This window comes from Arthrobacter sp. DMZ02-1R, assembly GCF_057747935.1.
Genome location: NZ_CM173230.1, coordinates 2,121,559 through 2,140,582, shown reverse-complemented (window position 1 = coordinate 2,140,582; position 19,024 = coordinate 2,121,559). Strand labels below are relative to the sequence as shown.

20 protein-coding genes and 2 pseudogenes are annotated in these 19,024 nt (G+C 63.1%); 12 read left to right on the top strand and 10 right to left on the bottom strand.

Annotated elements, in window-relative coordinates; genetic code table 11:
* Positions 1-79 precede the first annotated feature (79 nt).
* The 7 genes and pseudogenes from AC3ANQ_RS10475 to AC3ANQ_RS10445 all read right to left on the bottom strand — a co-directional run bounded on the left by AC3ANQ_RS10475 (position 80) and on the right by AC3ANQ_RS10445 (position 4,502).
* A pseudogene (locus tag AC3ANQ_RS10475) lies at positions 80-459 on the bottom strand (SulP family inorganic anion transporter).
* Positions 460-615: 156 nt separating this feature from the next.
* The gene (locus AC3ANQ_RS10470; protein WP_488304996.1) at positions 616-1,605 is read right to left on the bottom strand and encodes a universal stress protein; all 990 of its coding nucleotides are present in this window, start codon (positions 1,603-1,605) and stop codon (positions 616-618) included.
* A pseudogene (locus AC3ANQ_RS10465) lies at positions 1,602-2,283 on the bottom strand (ATP-binding cassette domain-containing protein). Before AC3ANQ_RS10465 ends, AC3ANQ_RS10470 begins: the two are co-directional and overlap by 4 nt.
* A 5-nt stretch (positions 2,284-2,288) precedes the next feature.
* Complete coding sequence (locus AC3ANQ_RS10460) at positions 2,289-2,612, bottom strand: DUF3040 domain-containing protein (RefSeq protein ID WP_488304995.1); 324 nt, start codon at positions 2,610-2,612, stop codon at positions 2,289-2,291.
* Between the two features lie 37 nt (positions 2,613-2,649).
* Positions 2,650-3,054: an MBL fold metallo-hydrolase RNA specificity domain-containing protein gene (locus AC3ANQ_RS10455; RefSeq protein ID WP_488304994.1), complete on the bottom strand. Its 405-nt coding sequence runs from the start codon at positions 3,052-3,054 to the stop codon at positions 2,650-2,652.
* Positions 3,051-3,728, bottom strand: coding sequence for an MBL fold metallo-hydrolase (locus AC3ANQ_RS10450; RefSeq protein ID WP_488304993.1), 678 nt, complete (start codon positions 3,726-3,728; stop codon positions 3,051-3,053). Before AC3ANQ_RS10450 ends, AC3ANQ_RS10455 begins: the two co-directional genes overlap by 4 nt.
* Positions 3,729-3,998: 270 nt before the next feature.
* Entirely contained in the window at positions 3,999-4,502 is a 504-nt protein-coding gene (locus tag AC3ANQ_RS10445) for a universal stress protein (protein ID WP_488304992.1), read from the bottom strand.
* Between the two features lie 194 nt (positions 4,503-4,696).
* Between AC3ANQ_RS10445 and AC3ANQ_RS10440 the strand changes: the two genes are divergently transcribed.
* Positions 4,697-5,395, top strand: a complete 699-nt coding sequence (locus tag AC3ANQ_RS10440) for a response regulator (protein ID WP_488304991.1) — start codon at positions 4,697-4,699, stop codon at positions 5,393-5,395.
* A 20-nt stretch (positions 5,396-5,415) separates the two neighbouring features.
* Here AC3ANQ_RS10440 and AC3ANQ_RS10435 read toward each other — a convergent pair whose 3' ends face one another.
* A complete protein-coding gene (locus AC3ANQ_RS10435) occupies positions 5,416-7,134 on the bottom strand; it encodes a sensor histidine kinase (protein ID WP_488304990.1) in 1,719 nt (572 codons plus the stop codon).
* Positions 7,135-7,301: 167 nt separating this feature from the next.
* Here AC3ANQ_RS10435 and AC3ANQ_RS10430 point away from each other — a divergent pair, with 167 nt between their 5' ends.
* From AC3ANQ_RS10430 to AC3ANQ_RS10405, 6 genes are all read left to right on the top strand, one after another.
* On the top strand, positions 7,302-7,772 hold the full coding sequence (locus tag AC3ANQ_RS10430) for a pyridoxamine 5'-phosphate oxidase family protein (RefSeq protein WP_488304989.1): 471 nt from the start codon (positions 7,302-7,304) through the stop codon (positions 7,770-7,772).
* A gap of 63 nt (positions 7,773-7,835) precedes the next feature.
* Positions 7,836-8,300: a pyridoxamine 5'-phosphate oxidase family protein gene (locus tag AC3ANQ_RS10425; protein WP_488304988.1), complete on the top strand. Its 465-nt coding sequence runs from the start codon at positions 7,836-7,838 to the stop codon at positions 8,298-8,300.
* Positions 8,275-8,439, top strand: a complete 165-nt coding sequence (locus AC3ANQ_RS10420; RefSeq protein WP_488304987.1) for a hypothetical protein — start codon at positions 8,275-8,277, stop codon at positions 8,437-8,439. The genes AC3ANQ_RS10425 and AC3ANQ_RS10420 overlap by 26 nt, the downstream gene beginning before the upstream one ends.
* A 22-nt stretch (positions 8,440-8,461) precedes the next feature.
* A complete protein-coding gene (locus AC3ANQ_RS10415) occupies positions 8,462-9,103 on the top strand; it encodes an NADPH-dependent F420 reductase (protein ID WP_488304986.1) in 642 nt (213 codons plus the stop codon).
* Positions 9,104-9,128: 25 nt separating this feature from the next.
* Positions 9,129-11,072 (top strand): heavy metal translocating P-type ATPase, encoded by a 1,944-nt coding sequence (locus AC3ANQ_RS10410; RefSeq protein WP_488304985.1) that lies wholly within the window; start codon positions 9,129-9,131, stop codon positions 11,070-11,072.
* 33 nt (positions 11,073-11,105) lie between these two features.
* Positions 11,106-11,567 carry a universal stress protein gene (locus AC3ANQ_RS10405; RefSeq protein ID WP_488304984.1) on the top strand — a complete coding sequence of 154 codons (462 nt, stop codon included), beginning with the start codon at positions 11,106-11,108 and terminating at the stop codon, positions 11,565-11,567.
* Positions 11,568-11,591: 24 nt separating this feature from the next.
* Here AC3ANQ_RS10405 and AC3ANQ_RS10400 read toward each other — a convergent pair whose 3' ends face one another.
* Positions 11,592-12,539 (bottom strand): universal stress protein, encoded by a 948-nt coding sequence (locus AC3ANQ_RS10400; RefSeq protein ID WP_488304983.1) that lies wholly within the window; start codon positions 12,537-12,539, stop codon positions 11,592-11,594.
* A 176-nt stretch (positions 12,540-12,715) separates the two neighbouring features.
* Here AC3ANQ_RS10400 and AC3ANQ_RS10395 point away from each other — a divergent pair, with 176 nt between their 5' ends.
* From AC3ANQ_RS10395 to AC3ANQ_RS10375, 5 genes are all read left to right on the top strand, one after another.
* On the top strand, positions 12,716-13,897 hold the full coding sequence (locus AC3ANQ_RS10395; RefSeq protein WP_488304982.1) for an acetate/propionate family kinase: 1,182 nt from the start codon (positions 12,716-12,718) through the stop codon (positions 13,895-13,897).
* Positions 13,898-14,009: 112 nt separating this feature from the next.
* Positions 14,010-16,520 carry a phosphoketolase family protein gene (locus AC3ANQ_RS10390; RefSeq protein ID WP_488304981.1) on the top strand — a complete coding sequence of 837 codons (2,511 nt, stop codon included), beginning with the start codon at positions 14,010-14,012 and terminating at the stop codon, positions 16,518-16,520.
* A complete protein-coding gene (locus AC3ANQ_RS10385) occupies positions 16,459-16,617 on the top strand; it encodes an SHOCT domain-containing protein (RefSeq protein WP_488304980.1) in 159 nt (52 codons plus the stop codon). The genes AC3ANQ_RS10390 and AC3ANQ_RS10385 overlap by 62 nt, the downstream gene beginning before the upstream one ends.
* Positions 16,618-17,004: 387 nt before the next feature.
* Positions 17,005-17,448 (top strand): pyridoxamine 5'-phosphate oxidase family protein, encoded by a 444-nt coding sequence (locus AC3ANQ_RS10380; RefSeq protein WP_488304979.1) that lies wholly within the window; start codon positions 17,005-17,007, stop codon positions 17,446-17,448.
* Positions 17,449-17,494: 46 nt separating this feature from the next.
* Positions 17,495-18,373 carry a universal stress protein gene (locus AC3ANQ_RS10375; protein WP_488304978.1) on the top strand — a complete coding sequence of 293 codons (879 nt, stop codon included), beginning with the start codon at positions 17,495-17,497 and terminating at the stop codon, positions 18,371-18,373.
* A gap of 12 nt (positions 18,374-18,385) precedes the next feature.
* Here AC3ANQ_RS10375 and AC3ANQ_RS10370 read toward each other — a convergent pair whose 3' ends face one another.
* A complete protein-coding gene (locus AC3ANQ_RS10370; protein ID WP_488304977.1) occupies positions 18,386-18,829 on the bottom strand; it encodes a pyridoxamine 5'-phosphate oxidase family protein in 444 nt (147 codons plus the stop codon).
* Positions 18,830-19,024: the final 195 nt, after the last annotated feature.

Sequence of the window (19,024 nt, the reverse complement as noted above, 5' to 3'; positions counted from 1 at the left end):
TTCATGATGCGCGCCCTTGTGGTCTATGAGTCAATGTACGGGAACACGCGCCAAGTGGCCGAGGCTGTCGCCCAGGGGCTTAGTAAGTAGCCGCACTTGAGTGCTGAAATGCCAGCAGGCCTGGAAACTGGCTCACGGCGATGACCAGCGCTATCCCGGCGAGGTATCCGGAGCAGATCGGCTTCGAGAGCAAATTGCTCAGAAACCCCATCCGCGGCACGAATCCGATGATCAGTATTACCCCACCAGCAAAGCCAACAGTCCTGCCAGGGAAACGGCGCGCCGTGGTTCCTCGGCGGCCAGCGGTAACACGGCGGCAGCAATAAGGGGCGCCAAGGAGGAGTCGGGACCCAGAATGAGGACCTTGGACGGGCCCAGTGCGCCGCAGATCAGAAGCGCAGTGATGGAAGCGTACAAGCCGGCAACCGCCGGCAGCCCGGCCGCAAGCGAGTAAGCCATCCCGGCCGGGACCAACAGCACACACGACGAGGCGCCGGCACCCAAGTCCGCGAGCAGGGACCTGCGATCGAAGGGACGGTGTCCGGCGATGAATCGGGGCTCTTTTGCGCCACCAGTCATCGCGCACCGACCCTCCCCAGGAAGGAACCCCTCCCTCTATTTGGTGTTCTTGACCCGGCGTATGCGGGTGATGATGGTGGGGCAGGCCAACTGGGCAAGGACTGCGTGGGCGGTTGAGCCCAGCAGGAGCCGCTTGATTCCGCCTCCGCCGCGGCTGCCGAGGACCAGCAGCTTCGCCTTGGATGCGGCTTCGGTGAGGGCTTGGGCCGGTGGATCGGTGGCCAGGACTTTGTGGACCACGAGGTCGGGGTACTTTTCCGCCAGGCCGGCAACTGTTTCGGCGAGGACCATCCGTTCTTCTTCCATGAATTGCTCGACGAGGCTGCCCTCGGGCAACCCATTTTGAACCCACGTGCCGGGTATCGGGTAGGCGCGCAGCACGGTCAGTTCCTGTCCTTCGCGGTCTGCCTCGGCGGCGGCGAAGGCTACCGCTTGTGTTGATTCCGCCGAACCATCAACCCCAACGATAACTCCGTGGCGGTTGTTCGCTGTCTCTTCTCCGACGACAGCCACGGGGCAGAGCGCTACGGAAGCGATCTGCAATGCCCGGTCGGTGAGCCGGCCTCCGGGCCTGACATGGGTCCCGGCGCCGATGACCACCAGGGATGCTTTCTTGGATCTTTTGCGGAGGGCGTACCCGGCACTGCCCGAGATCAATACGGTTCGAACATCAACGGTCGGTTCGACACCGGCTGCGTGGGCTTTGGCTTTGATCAGAAGCTCTGTCGCGGCCTTGTTGGCCATCTCGTTGTAGGCAAAGGATTCGGCCATCCAGCGGTCGTCCACGGCGTGCACGAGCTGCACGGGCAGTTTCAGTGCCGCGGCCCGGTGCATTGCCCAGGTCACGGCAGCCTCATTGGCCCCGGAGTCGTTGATGCCGACGACTATTGGTTCTTTTATGGCATGTCCGCTCTTCCTTGAGAATGTCTTCGGCCAGTTCGCGGCCTGTGCATGTTCAGTTTCCGTCCCGTTGCCGTCGACTGTCAGGGCCGGAAGTCCCGCGGGCACACAAACCTGGAGGCTCACTTCGGGGCCATCTGCACGCCGTCGGCCGCAAGTTCGTCCCCATAATGGCGGAGGAAGAGCTCCTCAAGGGACGGAGGCGCGATCGTCAGGCCCCTGACGTTCATGGAGGCCAGAACAGGAAGAACGGAGATCAGATGCCGGCTCTCGGCCGTAAACCTGACGTGTCCTCCGACTACGGCCAGGTCGTGGATGCCGTCGATGTAGGCCAGCTGGTTCCAGGAGAAGTCTGTTGCGGTGCAGACGACTTCGCCGCGGGTCAGGTGCCGGAGTTGGTCCAGGCTGCCCGTTTCGACCGTTCTGCCGGCACGGATGATGGTGACACGGTCGCAGAGCCGCTCCACTTCGGACAGGATGTGGCTTGAGAACAGCACTGTTGCTCCGGTTTCGACGACACGCCGGATTTCCTGGTTGAAGACCGTTTCCTTGATTGGGTCCAGGCCGCTGGTGGGCTCGTCGAGGACATACAACTCGGCCGGTGTGGCTAGGGCGGCGATCAGAGCTACTTTCTGAGGGCGGACCAACCCCAGGAGGATGCGGATGGTCGTGGATTTTCCTGCCCCCGTTGGGACCAAGGAATCCATGAATCTCACCAGGCGTGACACCCAAATCGAGCCCGTCCAGCGCTTTCACACGACCGAACCGCTTCTTGAGGCCCCCGGTTTCAATGATCTCCTTCATCGCTGCTACCCCATCTCCGCGGGCCCCATGGACGCGGAAGAACTCGGATGCCGCCGGATCCGCAGGGAACCGAGGCGCTTCGTTGCCAGATACGCCCCGGTGCCCATGATGGTGAATCCGATGATTCCCAAAGCCGGGGCGCGGGCCGCGAGACCGGTCAGCAGCACAAGGAATCCAACAAGCGCGGCGAAGATTCCGGAAGCCAGGTACCTCCCCGTGGCCGGCCCGGGCATCGATCCCATCTTGGACGCGAACTTGGGGTCATCGCGCTCCAGTTCCCGGGCGATCTGTTCCAGTGTTTTCTTTTCGTGTTCGGAGAGAGCCATCATCGGCCTCCTAAGCCGGCGTGGGTGCTAATTGCTTTTTTTAGTGCGGGTTGTCGAGCCGGACTGCTTCGAGGTATTCAGGGACCCGGGCATTCCAGCCCAGTTCCCGCTTGATACGGCGACGCAGGGCATCGGAGGCGTCGGGTTCGCCGAGGGTGATGTAAGTCATTTGTGGTGTCTCGGCAGCTGTGTGCATCCAGCGAATGATTTCGTCGCCGTCGACGTGTGCGGAGAATCCTTCAATTTGTATGACGTCGGCCCGTAACGCGACATCCTGCCCGTAGATTCTGACTTCCTTCGCTCCTGCGGCCAGGTCGGCGCCGCGTGTTCCTCCGGCTTGGTAGCCGCTGAGGATCAGGGCGTTTTTCGGATACGGACCATAGGCCTCGAGGTGGTGAAGGATCCTTCCTCCGGTGATCATGCCGCTAGCGGAAATAATGATCATGGGTCCTGATCCGGGTGGGTCCGGTTACCGTTTGTGGATTCAGCGACAAGGATGTCAGCGGCTTCCAGTTCCAGGGGCGGGAACATGAGAGGATCGTCGGCACGGCCCAGGTCTTCCGTGAAGTGTATGGAGCGTCCATCGACATTGACGTGGATCTGGGCTGCACCAAGGATGTGTCCGGCCGGAAGGAAGGGGGCCCCGATGCCATCTCCGAGATCAAGCGGGGCATCAAAGTCCCGGGGCTCGAAGACGTTCAGCGACCTGACCGCATCGGTCGCCGTGTAGACGGGAAGAGCCGGAACATGCACCGAGGAGCCCCGGTGGTCGGCGTAACGGGCTTCCTCCGCCCGGAGGTGGCCGCTGTCCGGTAACAGCAGCTTGCAGAGTTCGGTTCTCCCTTGGGTCGCGAAGGCCGGCCCGGTGAAGCCGTCCCGGACAAGAGCGGGAACGTACCCTGTATGGTCCAGATGCGCGTGCGTGAGGGGCACCGCGTCGATCGAACCGGGGGCGACAGGAAACGGGATCCCGTTGCGGTCCCGGATGCGTTTGTAGCCTTGGAAGAGACCGCAATCTACCAGGATCCGTGTGTCCCGCGATTCAAGGAGATAGCGGGATCCTGTGGCAGTGTCCGTCGCGCCCAAGAACCGTAGGCGGTCAGGCTGATTGCCATTCATGCTGGTCTCCTGGAAGTTGGACGGATTCCGGGCAACCGGCGGTGGCTGGATGCCCGGTCCGCGGGTTGCACGGCTACGGCGCTCGCATAGCGTGGTGGTGCCGGTATTCCTCAGTGCTGGGCTTGATGGCCAAAGCCGTGACCACCAGGGCGCCTGCACCTGGAATCCAGGCGCTCCAGGCAGCCCGTCATGGACGCGCGGCATAGGCACCTGCGGCGATAACCGTCCAGTCCTGCCATCGGGTCCACTTCTTCATCTAGATCGTGCTCCTTAGTGGGTTGATTCTTTCTGGATGACCGCCCCGGCAGTACCGGGATGGGACTCGGAATGCTCGTTTGCGTCAGGCTCGTGGACAACGAGAACGGGGCAATGCGCGTGGGCTACGCAGGCCGCGCTGACCGAACCAAGCAGCAGGCCGCTGAAGCCGCCGTGTCCGCGCCGTCCGACGACCAACAATGAGGCGAACCTGCTGGCGTCGATGAGCGACTGCCGGGCGGCGCCGAGGACGAGCCTGGTCCTGACGTTCTTCGGCGGTTCCGGGCCGAACGCCTTCGTCACGGCTTCATGAAGGATTTCGGATACTTGGTGACTGAATCCATCCCTCCCCATCATTTCGTAGGCCTCGTGTCCCGCCGGGAAGTCCCAGCAGGCCCAGGCCTCGACCTTTGCTCCCAGCGCCGATGCGAGACGGTGGGCTTGGCGCAGGGCCTCGATGGAGGCATCGGAGCCGTCAACACCGACGATGATCTTTTCCTGCCGGGTACCCTTGGCCATGGCCTTTCCTTTCCGGATCCTGCTGTTTCTCTAAGAATGGGCAGAAATGGTGCCGCCAAATAGGGCCGAAAGTCATGGCATCAGCCGGGTACTTTGGCCCTTGTTTGCCGTTGGCGGGCAGTGAACAATGACATAGCCGGGCAACCATGACGGGCCCGTGCGACCCAGGCCACAGGCTGCCGGACAGGAGGATCATGGAACGCCCCACACCACCGCTACACGGCACCGGTTCCTCCGGTGAAGAACCAATCCGTGTCTATGTCCTTGACGACCATGAGCTTGTCCGCCGGGGACTGCAGGAACTGCTGGAAAGCGAAGGCTTTGTGGTGGTGGGCATGTCCGGTTCCGCGGAGGAAGCGGCCCGGCGCATTCCCGCTTTGCGCCCGGACGTGTCGGTGCTGGACGCCCGGTTGCCCGACGGGACGGGCATTGAAGTGTGCCGGGAAGTGCGCTCCGTGGATCCCACCCTGAATTGCTTGATTCTGACCAGTTACGACGATGAACAGGCGCTCCGCGGAGCGGTCCTTGCTGGCGCAGCCGGGTACGTCCTCAAGGAAATCGGCGGAACCGACCTAATAGGTGCACTCCGCCGGGCCGCTCGCGGTGAATCGTTGTTCGATGACGCAGTGAAGGCGAAAATCATCCAGGGGCTCACCCAGCCTCAGCACGTTGACCCCCGGGTTGCGTCCCTGACACCCCAAGAGCGGCGGGTCCTGGATCTGGTCGGAGAGGGCCTGACCAACCGGCAGATCGGGGAACTAATGCAGCTCGCCGAAAAGACCGTGAAGAATTACGTCTCCTCGATGTTGGCGAAGTTGGGATTCGAACGTCGCACCCAGGCGGCCGTCTATATTGCCCACGGAGCGGGGACAAAAACGGGACCGGTCCGCTGACGGATCGGCGGACAGGAACCTCAGCGGACAGGAACCGACCACAGCAGGGTGGTCCCTTTCGTCGCGGCGCTGGTCACCTCAAAGGAACCGCCCAGCTCCAGGGCCCGTTGTTCCATGTTCGCCAGACCATTCCCGCGAACCGGATTGCTGAAGCCTTTCCCGTCATCCTTAATCATCAGGGAAAGCCTGCCATCTCCCACCGACACTGAAACGCGGATGGCTTGGGCTTCGGAGTGGCGGACCGCGTTGCTGAGACCCTCGGAGATGACCGCCAGCGCGCTGGCGGCGGCCCCGTCGTCGAGCACTGAATCGACCGCCCCGGTGAGCGTCAGGTGCGGGGCGAACGGCAGGGACCTGGTGGCAGTGCGGACAGCCTGCAGTATCCGGCTGCTCAGCAGCTCCTGCTCCCCGGAACTGGCCCGCAAAGAATAGATCGTGTTTCGAAGGTCCCTGATGGTCTCATCCAGTTCCGCCGTGACCGCATCGATCCGGGTCAAGGCAGGTTCACCCGTCGTAAACCGCCGCAGACTCTGGATGCTCAGTCCCGCAGCGAAAAGGCGCTGGATCACGACATCGTGAAGGTCCCGGGCGATGCGGTCCCGGTCCGTGAATACCACCAGTTGTTCACGGAGCCGGTGGATCCGGTCAAGCTCCAGAGCCAACGCAACGTGGGAGCCAAAGACGGCCCCCATCTCCACATCCGTCTTTGCGAATGGTCCCGTTCCGGGGGCTCGAACCAGAAGCAGGAGTCCGTGGTGGGCCCCCTGGGCGCTGAGATCGATCGCCAGGAGTTTTCCCTTGGACAAACCGTCAACCGGCCCGAGTATGTCGCCGGCTTCATCCATGCAGGCCGGCCTCCCGGTCGCGGCCACTGCCCTGATGCTGGCGGAATCCATCGGCAGGATGTTCCCCGAGAAGTTTGCGCTCTGCGCCCCCGCAGCGCCTGCGACGCCGTACGAATCCACGCCACCATCGGGAACCAGGATCAGGGCCAGCTGTGATCCCGATTCTTCCAGTGCCCTGTCCGCAATCAGGTCAAGTCCGACATTTTCCGACTCCGCTATCCGGTCGTCGCCGAGCATCCGGCCGGTCACATCCATGCATGCTTCAAGCCAGGACGCGCGGTGGCGGGCGTCCTCATAAAGGCGGGCGTTCTCGATGGCCACCCCGGCGGCGGCGGCCAGCGCGACGGCGAGGTCCTCGTCTTCCGGAGTGAAATCGCCGCCTTCCTCTTTTTCCGTCAAGTACAAATTGCCAAAGACTACGTCACGGACCCGCACCGGGACACCGAGGAAAGACTTCATGGGCGGGTGGTTTTCAGGGAATCCGTAGGACTTCGGGTGCTTGCGCAAATCATGAAGGCGAAGCGGCGCAGGTTCGCTGATCAGCAGGCCGAGGACACCGTGTCCGGTCGGCAGCGGGCCGATGCGGCTTGCAAGGTCCTCGTCGATGCCGACCGTGACGAAATGACTCAGAGACTTGTTTTCACCGATGACACCCAACGCGCCGTAGCGGGCGTGCAGCAGCCGGCAGGCCGAAGTCACCACCCTGTCCAATACCGCTTCGAGGCTCAAGTCTTCGGCGACCGCGACAACCGCTTCGAGGAGTCCCCGCATCTGTTCTTGGGCATCCAAGAGTTCTCCGGCCCTGTCCAGAAAGTCCCTGAGCAGGTCTTCGATGCGGGTCCCGGTGACATGAAGGCGATCAGCGCGCTCGGGTTCTGGAATGGAGCCGTTCATCTACTGCCTTTCGAGCGGTGCCGCCCACACAGGGCAGGTAACCCGTGTCGTGGCAGGTGGCGTATCCGATGCCAGACTACTCCCGAGTCCCGTGTTCGCCCAGACGTGTGTGAGGCGAGGGTCTTTATGCCCTGTTTGCCGCTTACGCCCGGGCGTAGCCTCGCAGCATGACGAGCAAACCATCATCACCAGAGACGGAGATCCTGGAACCCCCTCAGTGCTGGGAGCTTTTGCGCGGCGTCTCGGTGGGACGCCTGGCCGTCTGGGTGGAAGACCACCCTGACATCTTTCCGATCAACTACAAGGTCGATCACGGAACCCTCGTCTTCAGGACCGGGGAAGGAACCAAGCTGCACTCGGCCCTAGGTGAAACCCCGGTGGCGCTGGAGGCCGACGGCGTCAACCCGGATACCGGGGCGGCGTGGAGCGTGGTCGTGAAAGGGCAGGCTGTCGCCATCAAGCTCACCCAGGAGGTCCTCGATACAGTCGGGCTGCTTCTGTTCCCGTGGCAAGCGGGCCGCAAAGACAATTTCGTCCGTGTCGTCCCGACATCGGTCACCGGGCGCCGCTTCACCGTCACCCCTCCCCTGACGTGGTGGAGTCCCCTGGACGACGCCACCCGCGCCGGCCTCGAATGATGGGGGCCGCGGCAGGTCTAAAGCCCCTAACGACGGCGGACAGCCGCCGGTAGCGTCAGGGGCATGAACTCTCAATCAACGGACGCGATCGAACGACTAAGCCCTGACGAATGCTTTGAACTGCTTGGCCAAACAACCGTGGGCAGGCTGGCCGTGATTGTCGAGAACCATCCGGACATCTTCCCCGTGAACTACGTCGTGGACCACGGCTCCGTCGTCTTCCGGACGGGCGTGGGCACGAAATTCTGGGGCTCGATGCGTGACGCCTGCGCGCTGGAAATCGATGGATTCGATGCTGGCTCCGGGAAGGCCTGGAGCGTCGTGGTCCGTGGCCCGGCCCACCTCATCGTCGACCGGCAGGAAAAGGCCGCCGCCGATGCCCTCCACCTGGATCCATGGCAGCCGGGTGGCAAGACCCATTACGTTCGCCTGAGCCTGAATGCTGTCACGGGTCGCCGTTTCACGGCCACCCGGCCCGATATTTGGAACACGCCCTTGTGGGATGCCCGATCCGAGCTGTTCCACTGACCTTGCTGCCGGCGTCGCCGGGAAATTCGCGACCCGGCACTCCACGCTGGCACCGATCATCGATGCCTACGACACCTCCTCAAGGGCAGCTGAAACACACGCGCTGAAGGTCATCTTCAGCCGGGAATCCCACCACTAGGCAAACAGAAGGAACCGCTGAAATGTCAGAAATCACCATCATCGGAAGCGGGCACATGGCCCGCGCGATCGGCGTCCGCATGATCCAGGCCCGCAAGTCCTTGCAGATCATCGGCCGCAACACCGCCCAGACCCAGGCCTTTGTGGAATTCTTGGGAGCAGGCGCCACCGCCGCAAGCTACGGGGACGCTCCCGTTGGCAGCATCGTTATCCTGGCCTTGCCCCATGGTTCCGCCCAGGAAGTCATCAGTTCCTACTCTGCCCAGCTTTCCGGAAAAGTCGTAGTCCACATCAGTAACACCGTCGACCCCTCAAACTTCGATCAGTTGACAGTTCCCTACGGCACCTCCGCCGCAGAGGAAGCGGCTGCCCTCCTCCCGGAGGACGCCCAACTGGTCAAGGCTTTCAACACCTGCTTCGCCGGCCCGTTGGAAAAAGGTGCCGTCGGATCCGAACCGCTGGACGTATTCATCGCCGGCGATTCCGAAGACGCCAAAGTACAGGTCAGCGCCGTCGTCGCCGCGTCAGGGCTGCGGCCCATCGACGTCGGTCCGCTCCGCCGTTCCCGCGAACTGGAGGCGTTCATGCTTGTCGTCATGGGGCTGCAGGTCAACCCCCAACACCTTCACTTCAACTGGGATACCTCCCTGAAGCTCCTTCCCTAGGAGGCACCCAAGAGCGGCAGCTCCCATGGTCACGATCCTTCGTCTTCCGCTCGTAGCGTCCGCACTCCTCGCCGGAGCGTGCGTTGGGGTACTGCTGAGCCTCGGACAGCCGGCCGCGGCACAGGCAACAGCGACTATCTATGCGTTGGCCGTGGCCGTGTACCGCGCCGTGTCCATGCTCCGGGATCTCTTTCGCGGACGGTGGGGCATCGACCTGCTGGCCGTAACGGCCATCGTCAGCACTGTCGCGGTCGCAGAATACATTGCCTCCCTCATCATCGTGCTTATGCTTACGGGAGGAGACGCCCTGGAGGAATTTGCCCACGGCCGGGCTACTCGCGAGCTGAAAGCCCTTCTTGAGCGGGCACCCCGGACCGCTCACCGTGAGACCCCGGGCAAGCCTGCGGAAGAGGTACCGGTGGGGATGATTCGAACAGGCGACGCACTCTTGGTCAAACCCTCCGAAATCGTCCCCGTAGACGGACTCTTGATCTCCGCAGCCGGGACTTTCGACGAATCCTCCCTAACAGGTGAAAGCCTGCCTGTTGAACACCGCAAAGGCGACACCGTCCTGAGTGGTTCCGTCAACGGCGAAGAAGCCGTTCGCATCGTTGCCAGCGCCATTGCCGCAGACTCCCAGTACAGCCGGATCGTGGCCCTGGTCCAAGAGGCTGCGGCGAGCCGCGCACCCACCGTCAGACTTGCGGACCGTTACGCCGTGCCCTTCACCGTGTTTGCATTCCTGCTGGCCGGAATCGCTTGGTACGCCAGTCAGGATCCAGGACGATTTGCCCAGGTGCTGGTCGTTGCGACACCGTGTCCCCTGTTGATCGCCGCACCTGTGGCATTCCTTGCTGGCACCAGCAGGGCAGCCCGTTCGGGGATCATCATCAAAAACGCCGGTACGCTCGAACAACTCGCCCGTGTCAAGACGGCGGTCTTCGACAAAACCGGCACACTCACGCAAGGCCGCCCGACCCTGCGCGACATACTGACCTCCCCCGCCGCCGCCCAAGGCATATCCGCCGGTCAGATACTCCAACTCGCGGCGTCCGCTGAACAGTCTTCCTCCCATGTGCTGGCATCGGCTGTGATTGAGGCCGCGCGATCCCGCGGTCTGCTTCTGCTTCCCGTCAGCAGCGCCAATGAGCACGCGACCCAAGGCGTCACGGCTGTCTGCGGCGATCAGACTGTGATGGTGGGCAAAGCTGCCTTTGTTGGCTCGGCCACGACCGGCTTCGAAAAGGCAGTCCTGGCCAGCGGACAACTTGCGATCTACGTCGGTGTGGACGGGCGTTTCGCCGGAACGCTGATCATGAGCGACCCCTTGCGGGAGAACGCGGTGGCCACATTGGACCAGCTGCGGCTCCTCGGCGTACGGGAGACCATGCTCTTGACCGGCGACACCCATTCGACCGCCGTACATATTGCGGACGAGGCAGGGATAACCCAGATCCTGGCAAATTGTCTGCCCGCCGACAAAGTTGCCGCCATCGCTGGGCTGAAGGAACGCCCAGTGATGATGGTCGGCGACGGGGTCAACGATGCACCCGTCCTCGCCGCAGCCGACGTCGGGATAGCGATGGGCGCCAAGGGAGCAACCGCGGCCAGCGAGTCGGCCGACGTCGTGATCATGCTCGATGACTTATCCAAGGTGGCCACTGCCGTGGACATCGGCAGGCACACCATCCGAATCGCGCGCACCAGCATCTGGACCGGCATTCTCCTCAGCGTGGGGCTGATGGCCACGGCGGCCTACGGCTTCGTTCCTGCCGTGGCTGGCGCCCTCCTCCAGGAGCTAGTGGATCTCGCCACGATCCTGAACGCGCTCCGGGCTTTGGGAAAAGGCCGAGACTCTTCAAGCGGGCACTCCGGACGAGACCCTTCAGCGGTGAATCCTGAGCGGTCGCTGCCACCTGCCACACCTCCATCCGCAGGCCGAAAACGGGACCGTGACCTTCGACCCTAGCCCGCCGACCCGCGATCCAGACAGGGTGGAACAATGAATACAGAACCATCGTCTAATCGGATCATTGTTGGCGTAGACGGCTCCGAATACTCATCAGCAGCACTGCAATGGGCAGGGCGGATGACTGAACGGCTGGACATTCCGCTGGAAGCCATCACGTGTGTCGGCATGCCGGACCTCTTTTTCTCTTCTCGCATGGAGCAAGGGGTCAGCAAATTCACGAGCGAATTGGAAGAATCCGCGAGGCAACTGGTAGAACAAGCGCTGGACCGGGCCTTTGACGCGGATAGACCACAGAACCTGAGCATCACAGTCAAGTTCGGGGCCCCGGCCAAAGTCCTTGTCGAGGAATCCCGGAATGCCCAGCTCCTCGTTGTTGGCCGCCACGGCGAGGGCGGGTTCCTGGGCCAAGCCATAGGTTCGGTGAGCCGGGCATGCGCTGCTCACTCGCAATGCCCCGTCTTGCTGGTAGGCCAGCACGATGAGAACAAGTGATGCCGGTTGCTTCCGCCCTGGCGCCTACAGAGCAGGTGTACCGTTCTGATTGACACCCTGTCTGGTCCGGAGACGTCCTGCTCTTCCAGGCGCGGGCCCACGCTGGGCGTCCGCCGGCAAGGAGGGACGCGTTATCAGCGTCGGGCACTGGACGTTGAGCAGCACGCGCTGAGCCACCGAGCCGACGAGCACGCGGGCCCCGCCCCTTCCCTTGCAGCCCATGACCAGCAGCCGTGCATGAGTGCTGGTGTCAAGGAGGGCTTCGGCCGGGGCGCGCTCAAGGTCCAGGATCTCGCGTACCGCCAGATCCGGGTGCTTCTCGGCCAGACCCTGGGCCGATGCGGACAAAAGCGCGTGCCCATCGAATCCAGGCCGTTCGGGCCCGGCCCCATGCACCGGTCTCCCGGACGGAGAGGGAGCAGGTTCAGGGCCGCCACCGGCATGGACGATCACGAGCGCCTGTCCCATTCGCTGTGCCTCGCTGGCGGCACACTCGACGGCGAGTTCAGAGTCCTGGGAGCCATCGACACCTACCACCACACCGGATGATTGACTCGATGAGGAAGCAGGCACAACCGCAACGGCGCAGTGGCTGATGATCGCCACCTGGAAGCTGACCGAACCAAATCCTTCGCCGTGGTTGTCCGGGCGCCTGTCGGTACCCACGACAACCATTTCCGCGTCGGCGGAAAGCCTGCGCATGGTCTCCGCTGGCTCTCCGGAACTCAGCGTCGTGACCACGTCCAAGGAGGGAATGAGTGCGGCGACCCGGGCCGCCTCACCTTTCAGCAGGTCCTTGGCCTGCGCGGTCGCGGCCTCGTGGAGAGCTTTCTCCGGGAACGCCCACGGCTCAGGCACGGCATGGACCAGGTTGAGCTGAAGACCAAGGTCACTGGCCCGTTCAGCAGCCCAGTCCGCGGCAGCACTGCCGACCGCGGACCCATCGACCCCAACAAGAATCTGTTTCTTCACGAGCGGACGTGCCTTCCTGAAACCCCGGGAAATCTCATTCCAGTTTGGTCGGCTCCGCGGATGGCCTGCAAGGGCCGAAGGACCCTCCCCGCGAACGCAATTCCCGGGTTATGGTCCTCAAGGGGTATTGCGTCCCATGGCCCGGTGCCGAGCGGTCTTCGTGAAAGGACGTCAGTGTGCTGATCCTTGTATTGAATCCAGGTTCCTCATCCTTGAAGTACCAGCTGCGTCGAATCGGAACATCTGAAGCTAAGCCCGGGATCCTGCTGGAACAGGCCATCGACGGCCCGCAAAGGGGCGCGCTGGACCCCGTCTTCCTTGGCAACGTGTTCGACGAGATTGATGCGGCCGTCCGGGACATTACGGGCGGGGAACGCCCTGACGCAATCGGGCTCAGGGTGGTCCACGGCGGAGATCGCTTCAGTTTTCCGGTCCGCGTCACCGCGGACGTCATGGGGACCGTCGAGGAACTTGGCGAGTTGGCACCCCTCCACAACGCAGCCAGCGTGGCATGCATGCGTGCCGCGGCCGCCCGTTGGCCGCGCACGCCGCAGGTAGCCGTCTTCGACACAGCCTTCCACCACACCATGCCCGGATACGCCTCCCGCTACGCCATTCCGGAGGAGCTATATACGGGATACGGGATTCGGCGCTACGGCTTTCACGGGATCTCGGTCGAGATCGCTTGCCGCGACACGGCGGCGTTCCTTGAAGTCCCTGTGGGCTCCTTGAATGCGGTGGTGGCGCATCTTGGCAATGGCGCCTCTGTGACCGCCGTCAGGAACGGCCGCAGCGCCGACACGTCCATGGGCATGACCCCTCTGGAGGGGCTGGTCATGGGCACCCGCTCCGGTGACCTTGATCCGTCCGTTGTCACGCTGTTGCAGCGCCGCGGCCTTGGACCGGACAAGATCGATGAGCTCCTCAACCATCAGGCAGGCCTTCTGGGCCTGGCCGGATCAGCCGACATGCGCACAGTCCAGGACGCTGTGCGACACGGGGACCCCCGTGCGATCCTCGCCTCGGACATGGCCACTTACCGGCTGGCCAAGTACATCGCGGCCTACAACATGGTGGTCGGCGGGGCCGGAGCCTTGGTCTTCACCGGCGGCATCGGCGAACATTCCGGTGAGTTCAGATCCCAGGTCATCTCGCTGCTCGGACCCCTCGGCCTCTTCATCGACGAAGTCAGGAACCGCTCCGGCGAAACCGGCGTCCGCATCATCAGCACCGACGCATCGGCTTTTCCGGTCCTGGTGGTCCCGAGCGACGAGGAACGCGCCATCGCGGAGGCGACAGCCGCCGTCGTATTTTCGAATGATCCAGCGAATCCGGAGCCTAGGGCCCTATGGCCCTAACCGCACCGCCGGGTCTCTGGCACCGTGAAGACCAGCACTGTGAAGACCAAACAGCCCAGGCACCAGCAACGCGTGCATTCGGCGCGCCGTCGAACCCGGAAGAGGCTACCCCATGGAACCCACAACCGATGTCCCCCAAGCCACGGGCGAGGACTTTGAGCTGCTGCACCGGTATTGGTCCGCGGCCAACTACCTCACCGTGGCCCAGATCTACCTTCAGGAAAACCCTCTCCTGAGAGAGCCGCTGCTCCCGCGCCACATCAAGCCACGGCTCCTGGGCCACTGGGGAACCAGCCCTGGGTTGTCGTTGATCTATGCCCACTTGAACCGCTTGATCAGGCGAACCTCAGCGGAAGTCCTGTTCGTCGCGGGTCCGGGCCACGGCGGTCCCGCTGTCGTCGCCAATGTCTATCTGGAGGGCACCTACTCGGAGATCTACCCGAAAGTGGGGACGGACCTCCCCGGGCTCCGGCGTCTTGTCCGGCAGTTTTCCACACCCGGCGGGATCTCGAGCCACGTCGGTCCTGCCACTCCTGGGTCCATCCACGAAGGAGGCGAGCTTGGGTACTCCTTGATGCACGCCGCAGGCGCGGCCATGGACAACCCGGGGCTGGTTGTCGCCTGCGTCATCGGTGACGGCGAAGCCGAGACCGGTCCGTTGGAAGCATCATGGAAAGCGCCATCCTTCCTCAATCCGGCCCGGGACGGCGCCGTGCTGCCGATCCTCCATCTGAACGGGCATAAGATCTCCGGCCCAACCGTCCTGGGCCGCAGATCCGATGAGGACGTTGAAGCGCTCCTCAGGGCCCATGGCTGGGATCCGCTGACCGTCTCCGGTGACGACCCCTTGTTTGTCCACCGCACCCTGGCCAGCGCGATGGACGAGTCTTATGGGCGCATCCGCGAATTGCAATCCCAGGCGCGCAGCCATGGCGTGCACGGCCCGGCGCGGTGGCCCGCCATCATCTTGCGGACACCCAAAGGGTGGACCGGCCCGGGCACCGTCGATGGGCTCCCCGTCGAAGGAACCTTCCGTTCCCACCAAGTGCCCTTGGCAAGCGTTCGCGAGAGTCCCGAGCACCTGGACCAGCTGGAGGAGTGGATGCGCTCCTACCGGCCCGAAACCCTCTTCGACAGCGCGGGCCGGCTCGTCCCCGAACTGGCCGCACTTGCCCCGGAGGGCAGTCTTCGCATGGGCGCAGCCCCCGCGAGCCGGGGCGGGACCGGCGCTGCCCTTGAGATCCCTGACCTGGAACAGTATGCGGTACCGACGGCTCCGCGGGGGTCGATCGTCCACGAAACCACTAGGCCGCTGGGGGAACTGCTCCGGGACATCTACATCGCCACGGCCGCGGATCCCCGGTTCCGGCTCTTCTGCCCGGACGAAACCAATAGCAACCGGCTCGGGGCTGTCTTCGAGGCCACTGACCGCTGCCTACTGGAACCGGCGAGGGCCGGCGATCATACCCTGGCCGAAGACCATGTATCGCCGGCCGGCAGGGTCATGGAAGTCCTCTCCGAACACCTGTGCCAGGGCTGGCTGGAGGGATACCTCCTCACGGGCCGCCATGGACTCTTCGCCAGCTATGAGGCCTTCGCGATGGTGAGCGCGTCGATGACCATCCAACACGCCAAATGGCTCCAACACGCGAGGGAACTTGAATGGCGCACCCCCGTGCCGAGCCTGAACATCCTTCTGACCTCCACCTGCTGGCGCAACGACCACAACGGATTCAGCCACCAGGGACCCGGACTGATCGACAGTGTGTTGTCCCTGTCAGGAACCGTCACTCGCGTCTACCTCCCACCGGACGCCAACACCCTCCTCGTCACCGCCGAACACATCCTGCTCAGCAAGGACTACGTGAACCTGGTGGTCGTGGACAAACAGCCGCACCCGCAGTATCTGACCCTCGAAGAGGCAAGGCACCACGCCGCGGCAGGGGCGTCCATCTGGTCCTGGGCCAGCAACGAAGAACGTACGGGCGCCCGGACCGTACCCGACGTCGTCATGGCCTGCGCCGGTGACATCCCCACCCAAGAGACGCTGGCCGCGGCCTGGCTGCTGCAAAAGCATCTGCCCGAACTCGTGGTCCGTGTTATCAATGTCATGGATGCCATGGTCCTTCCGCCCCGAGACGCCCACCCCCACGGACTGTCCGATAAGAAGTTCGAAGAACTGTTCACAGCAGACGGAGAAGTCATCATGGCGTGGCATGGCTACGCCCGGGCACTGCACCAACTCCTGCATGGAAGGCCCCGCCCGGAACGGTTCCACGTCCGCGGCTACAACGAACAAGGCACCACCACGACTCCCTTCGACATGGTGGTCCTGAACAAGATGAGCCGCTACCACCTGGCCCTCGAAGCGCTGCGTCGCGTCCACCGGCAAGTCAGAGGCGCAGATGAACTCGTCGACTACTGCCGCAGACAACTGGATGCACATGGGCGGCCGAAGGGAAGTTGTCATGATGTATGGACGGGGAGGAAGCATTGGCATCGGCGGCTGGATCGCCATGGGGCTGATGATGTTGCTCTTCTGGGGTGGCATTGTCACGCTGGTGATCCTCCTGGTGCGCGGCAACCACGCGGGCGGGCGGGGATTCTATGGGCCACCGAATGATGATTCCGAGCGTATCCTCAATGAGCGCTTTGCCCGGGGCGAGATCGACGAAACGGAGTTCAACGCGCGCCGCGCCGCTCTGAAGCGCCGACCGTGAACAGGCCTTCCGCAGGGGCCAGGTCCTGCTGGAAATCGTCAGCGGCGTGACTTCCGGCAAGTTCAGGGTTCTGGCTGCCGCCCGATGAGCGGCCTGCCAGCGGCGCCGGGCTCTTGCGCAGGCGTTAGGGACGGGGCGGTGTCCAGGCCCAGTCCCGGATTTCCGGGAGGTCTTCGAAGTGCTCGCGGATGTATCCTGGATTGCTTGCCTGCGTCCAGTGTCGCTCGTTTCCGACCCGTCCCACAGGGCATTTAGTCACACTGCCCGGGCCTTTCGGCCCTACAGCGGTTGCTGGCCACTCAATAGGCTTCAGGGAGCCGCTTGGCCCACCAGGCTCCGCGGCTCGAATCCTGATCCACGGACCAAATCTAAACAACAGGAGTGAACATGTCCCTCCCCAGCATGGACGCAGGCCGCGTTGACGGCGGAGTGCACGTCTCGACAGAACTCAGCCAAGAACAATGCTGGGACCTCCTACGCTCAAACACCACCGGACGCTTCGGCTTCGTTGAACAAGGCAGGGTCATGATCCTGCCCGTGAATTATCTGGTCGACGGCCAGTCCATCTACTTCCGCACAGCTGGGGATGGATCCATCGCGGAGGCAGTTCCTTCCCTTGAGTCGTCCTTCCAAATCGACAGCTCACGCGCCGACCGAAGCGAAGGCTGGTCCGTGCTGGTCAGCGGTCCGTCCTCCCGAGTTGAGGACCAGGATCTGTTGACCCGCCTGTGGGGAAAGGTCATGGCGGAGCCGTGGGCCGGCGGAGCACGGAACCTCTTTATCCGGATCCAGGCACACAGGGTCACTGGACGCCACGTGCATCTGGAATAGGCTCCGAAGCCATTCCACGTTCAAGCACCTCACGGGCAAGGAGACCATGGACACCGCGGAAGAAATCATCGTCGGGTACGACGGATCTGCCGAAGCTGTTCCGGCTGTCCATTGGGCTGCGCGTCAAGCGGTTCAGCGCAACTGCAGACTGCACCTGGTTCACAGCACCCTGTGGCCGGCAATGACGCACGACCTCGGTCCCGTACCGGGCACCGAAGGCAGCGGGCTACGGCGCGCGGCCGAGGACATCCTGACAGAGGGCGTCGAACGAGTCCACGATGAAGATCCAGGACTGACTGTTAAAACGACACTGTTCTATGGGTGGCCGGCCGAACACCTTAGGGGTCTCTCTTCCGGGGCCGCATTGCTGGTCGTCGGAACCAGGGGCGTAGGGGGCTTCATGGGGCTGATGATCGGCTCCGTTAGCCTGGAACTCGCGGCAACAGCCGATTGCCCGGTCGCGGTCATCCGTGGCGGCGAACACCTCGGCGGGCCAGTTGTAGTCGGCGTCGACTTCGACGATTGGGAACTCCCGATTCGGCATTCATGTGACCTGGCGGCCTTGTCCGGGACGTCCCTTCGAGTGGTGCACGTCCAGAAGAAGCACTGGATTCCACGCCCTATCCCTGACGCGGCGACTTCGACCCAAGACCATGTAGAACCCCGGGTCCAGGCGCTTCTCGACTCCGCGACGCGGATCGCCCACGAAACAATTCCGGACCTCGACGTCCAAAAGAGATCGCCGATTGGAACTTCCATCCCTGGGTCTCTTTTGGCGGAGGCTCAAGATGCGTCCATCATCGTCGTCGGGACCAAAGGACACGGACTCGTTCGGGGCACTATCGGTTCAACCGCCCACGCTGTCCTTCATCACGCCGCCTGTCCGGTCCTATTGGTGCGCCGGCCAAGCCCGGACCTCTTGTGAAGCAGATGTTGTTCAGTACAAGTCGCTAGGGGTCAGCTCGTCGTCTTCGGGCCCCCGGTGAATCCGCCTCCCCGTGATGGATGTTGGGACGATCTCGACAAAAACCCGCTTCTTGATGGAAGTCAGTTGTTGGCGTGGAATCCTCTCTGCCGCCTCAATCTCGGCGCCGGACTCCAGTTGCCGCGCCTTGCCTTTCACCACGACGCTCCACACGGACTGGCTGCCTACCCCATCGGTCTCCAACGCAACGTTGCTGTTTATCGTGAGCGCGAATAGCTTCTCCCCGGGATTTGTACGGAGGAGAATCTTTCCGTCGTGGGCAACAAAATTGATGGGATAGATCTCAGGTTCGTTGGCGATGCTCAATGCCAGCCGCCCCAACGTTGCACCCAATAGAATACTCCAGCATTCTTCCTCGTTCAGGACTTCTACGGGGTCCACGGTATCCGGTGCCATGGTGCATCCTTTCAGTGGTCGCCTATCCAAGCTTTTCCAGCATGCATGCGGCCGGCGTCATCCAATAGGGCCATTGGACCCGTGTCCATTGGCCAGAAAGCTTGTAGCGTCGTATCTACGGAAGTTCCCACCCAAGGTTCGCCTTTCATGTAAAGAGGCCGTGATGCTCGGAATAAAACAGGCGGATGCTGGAAT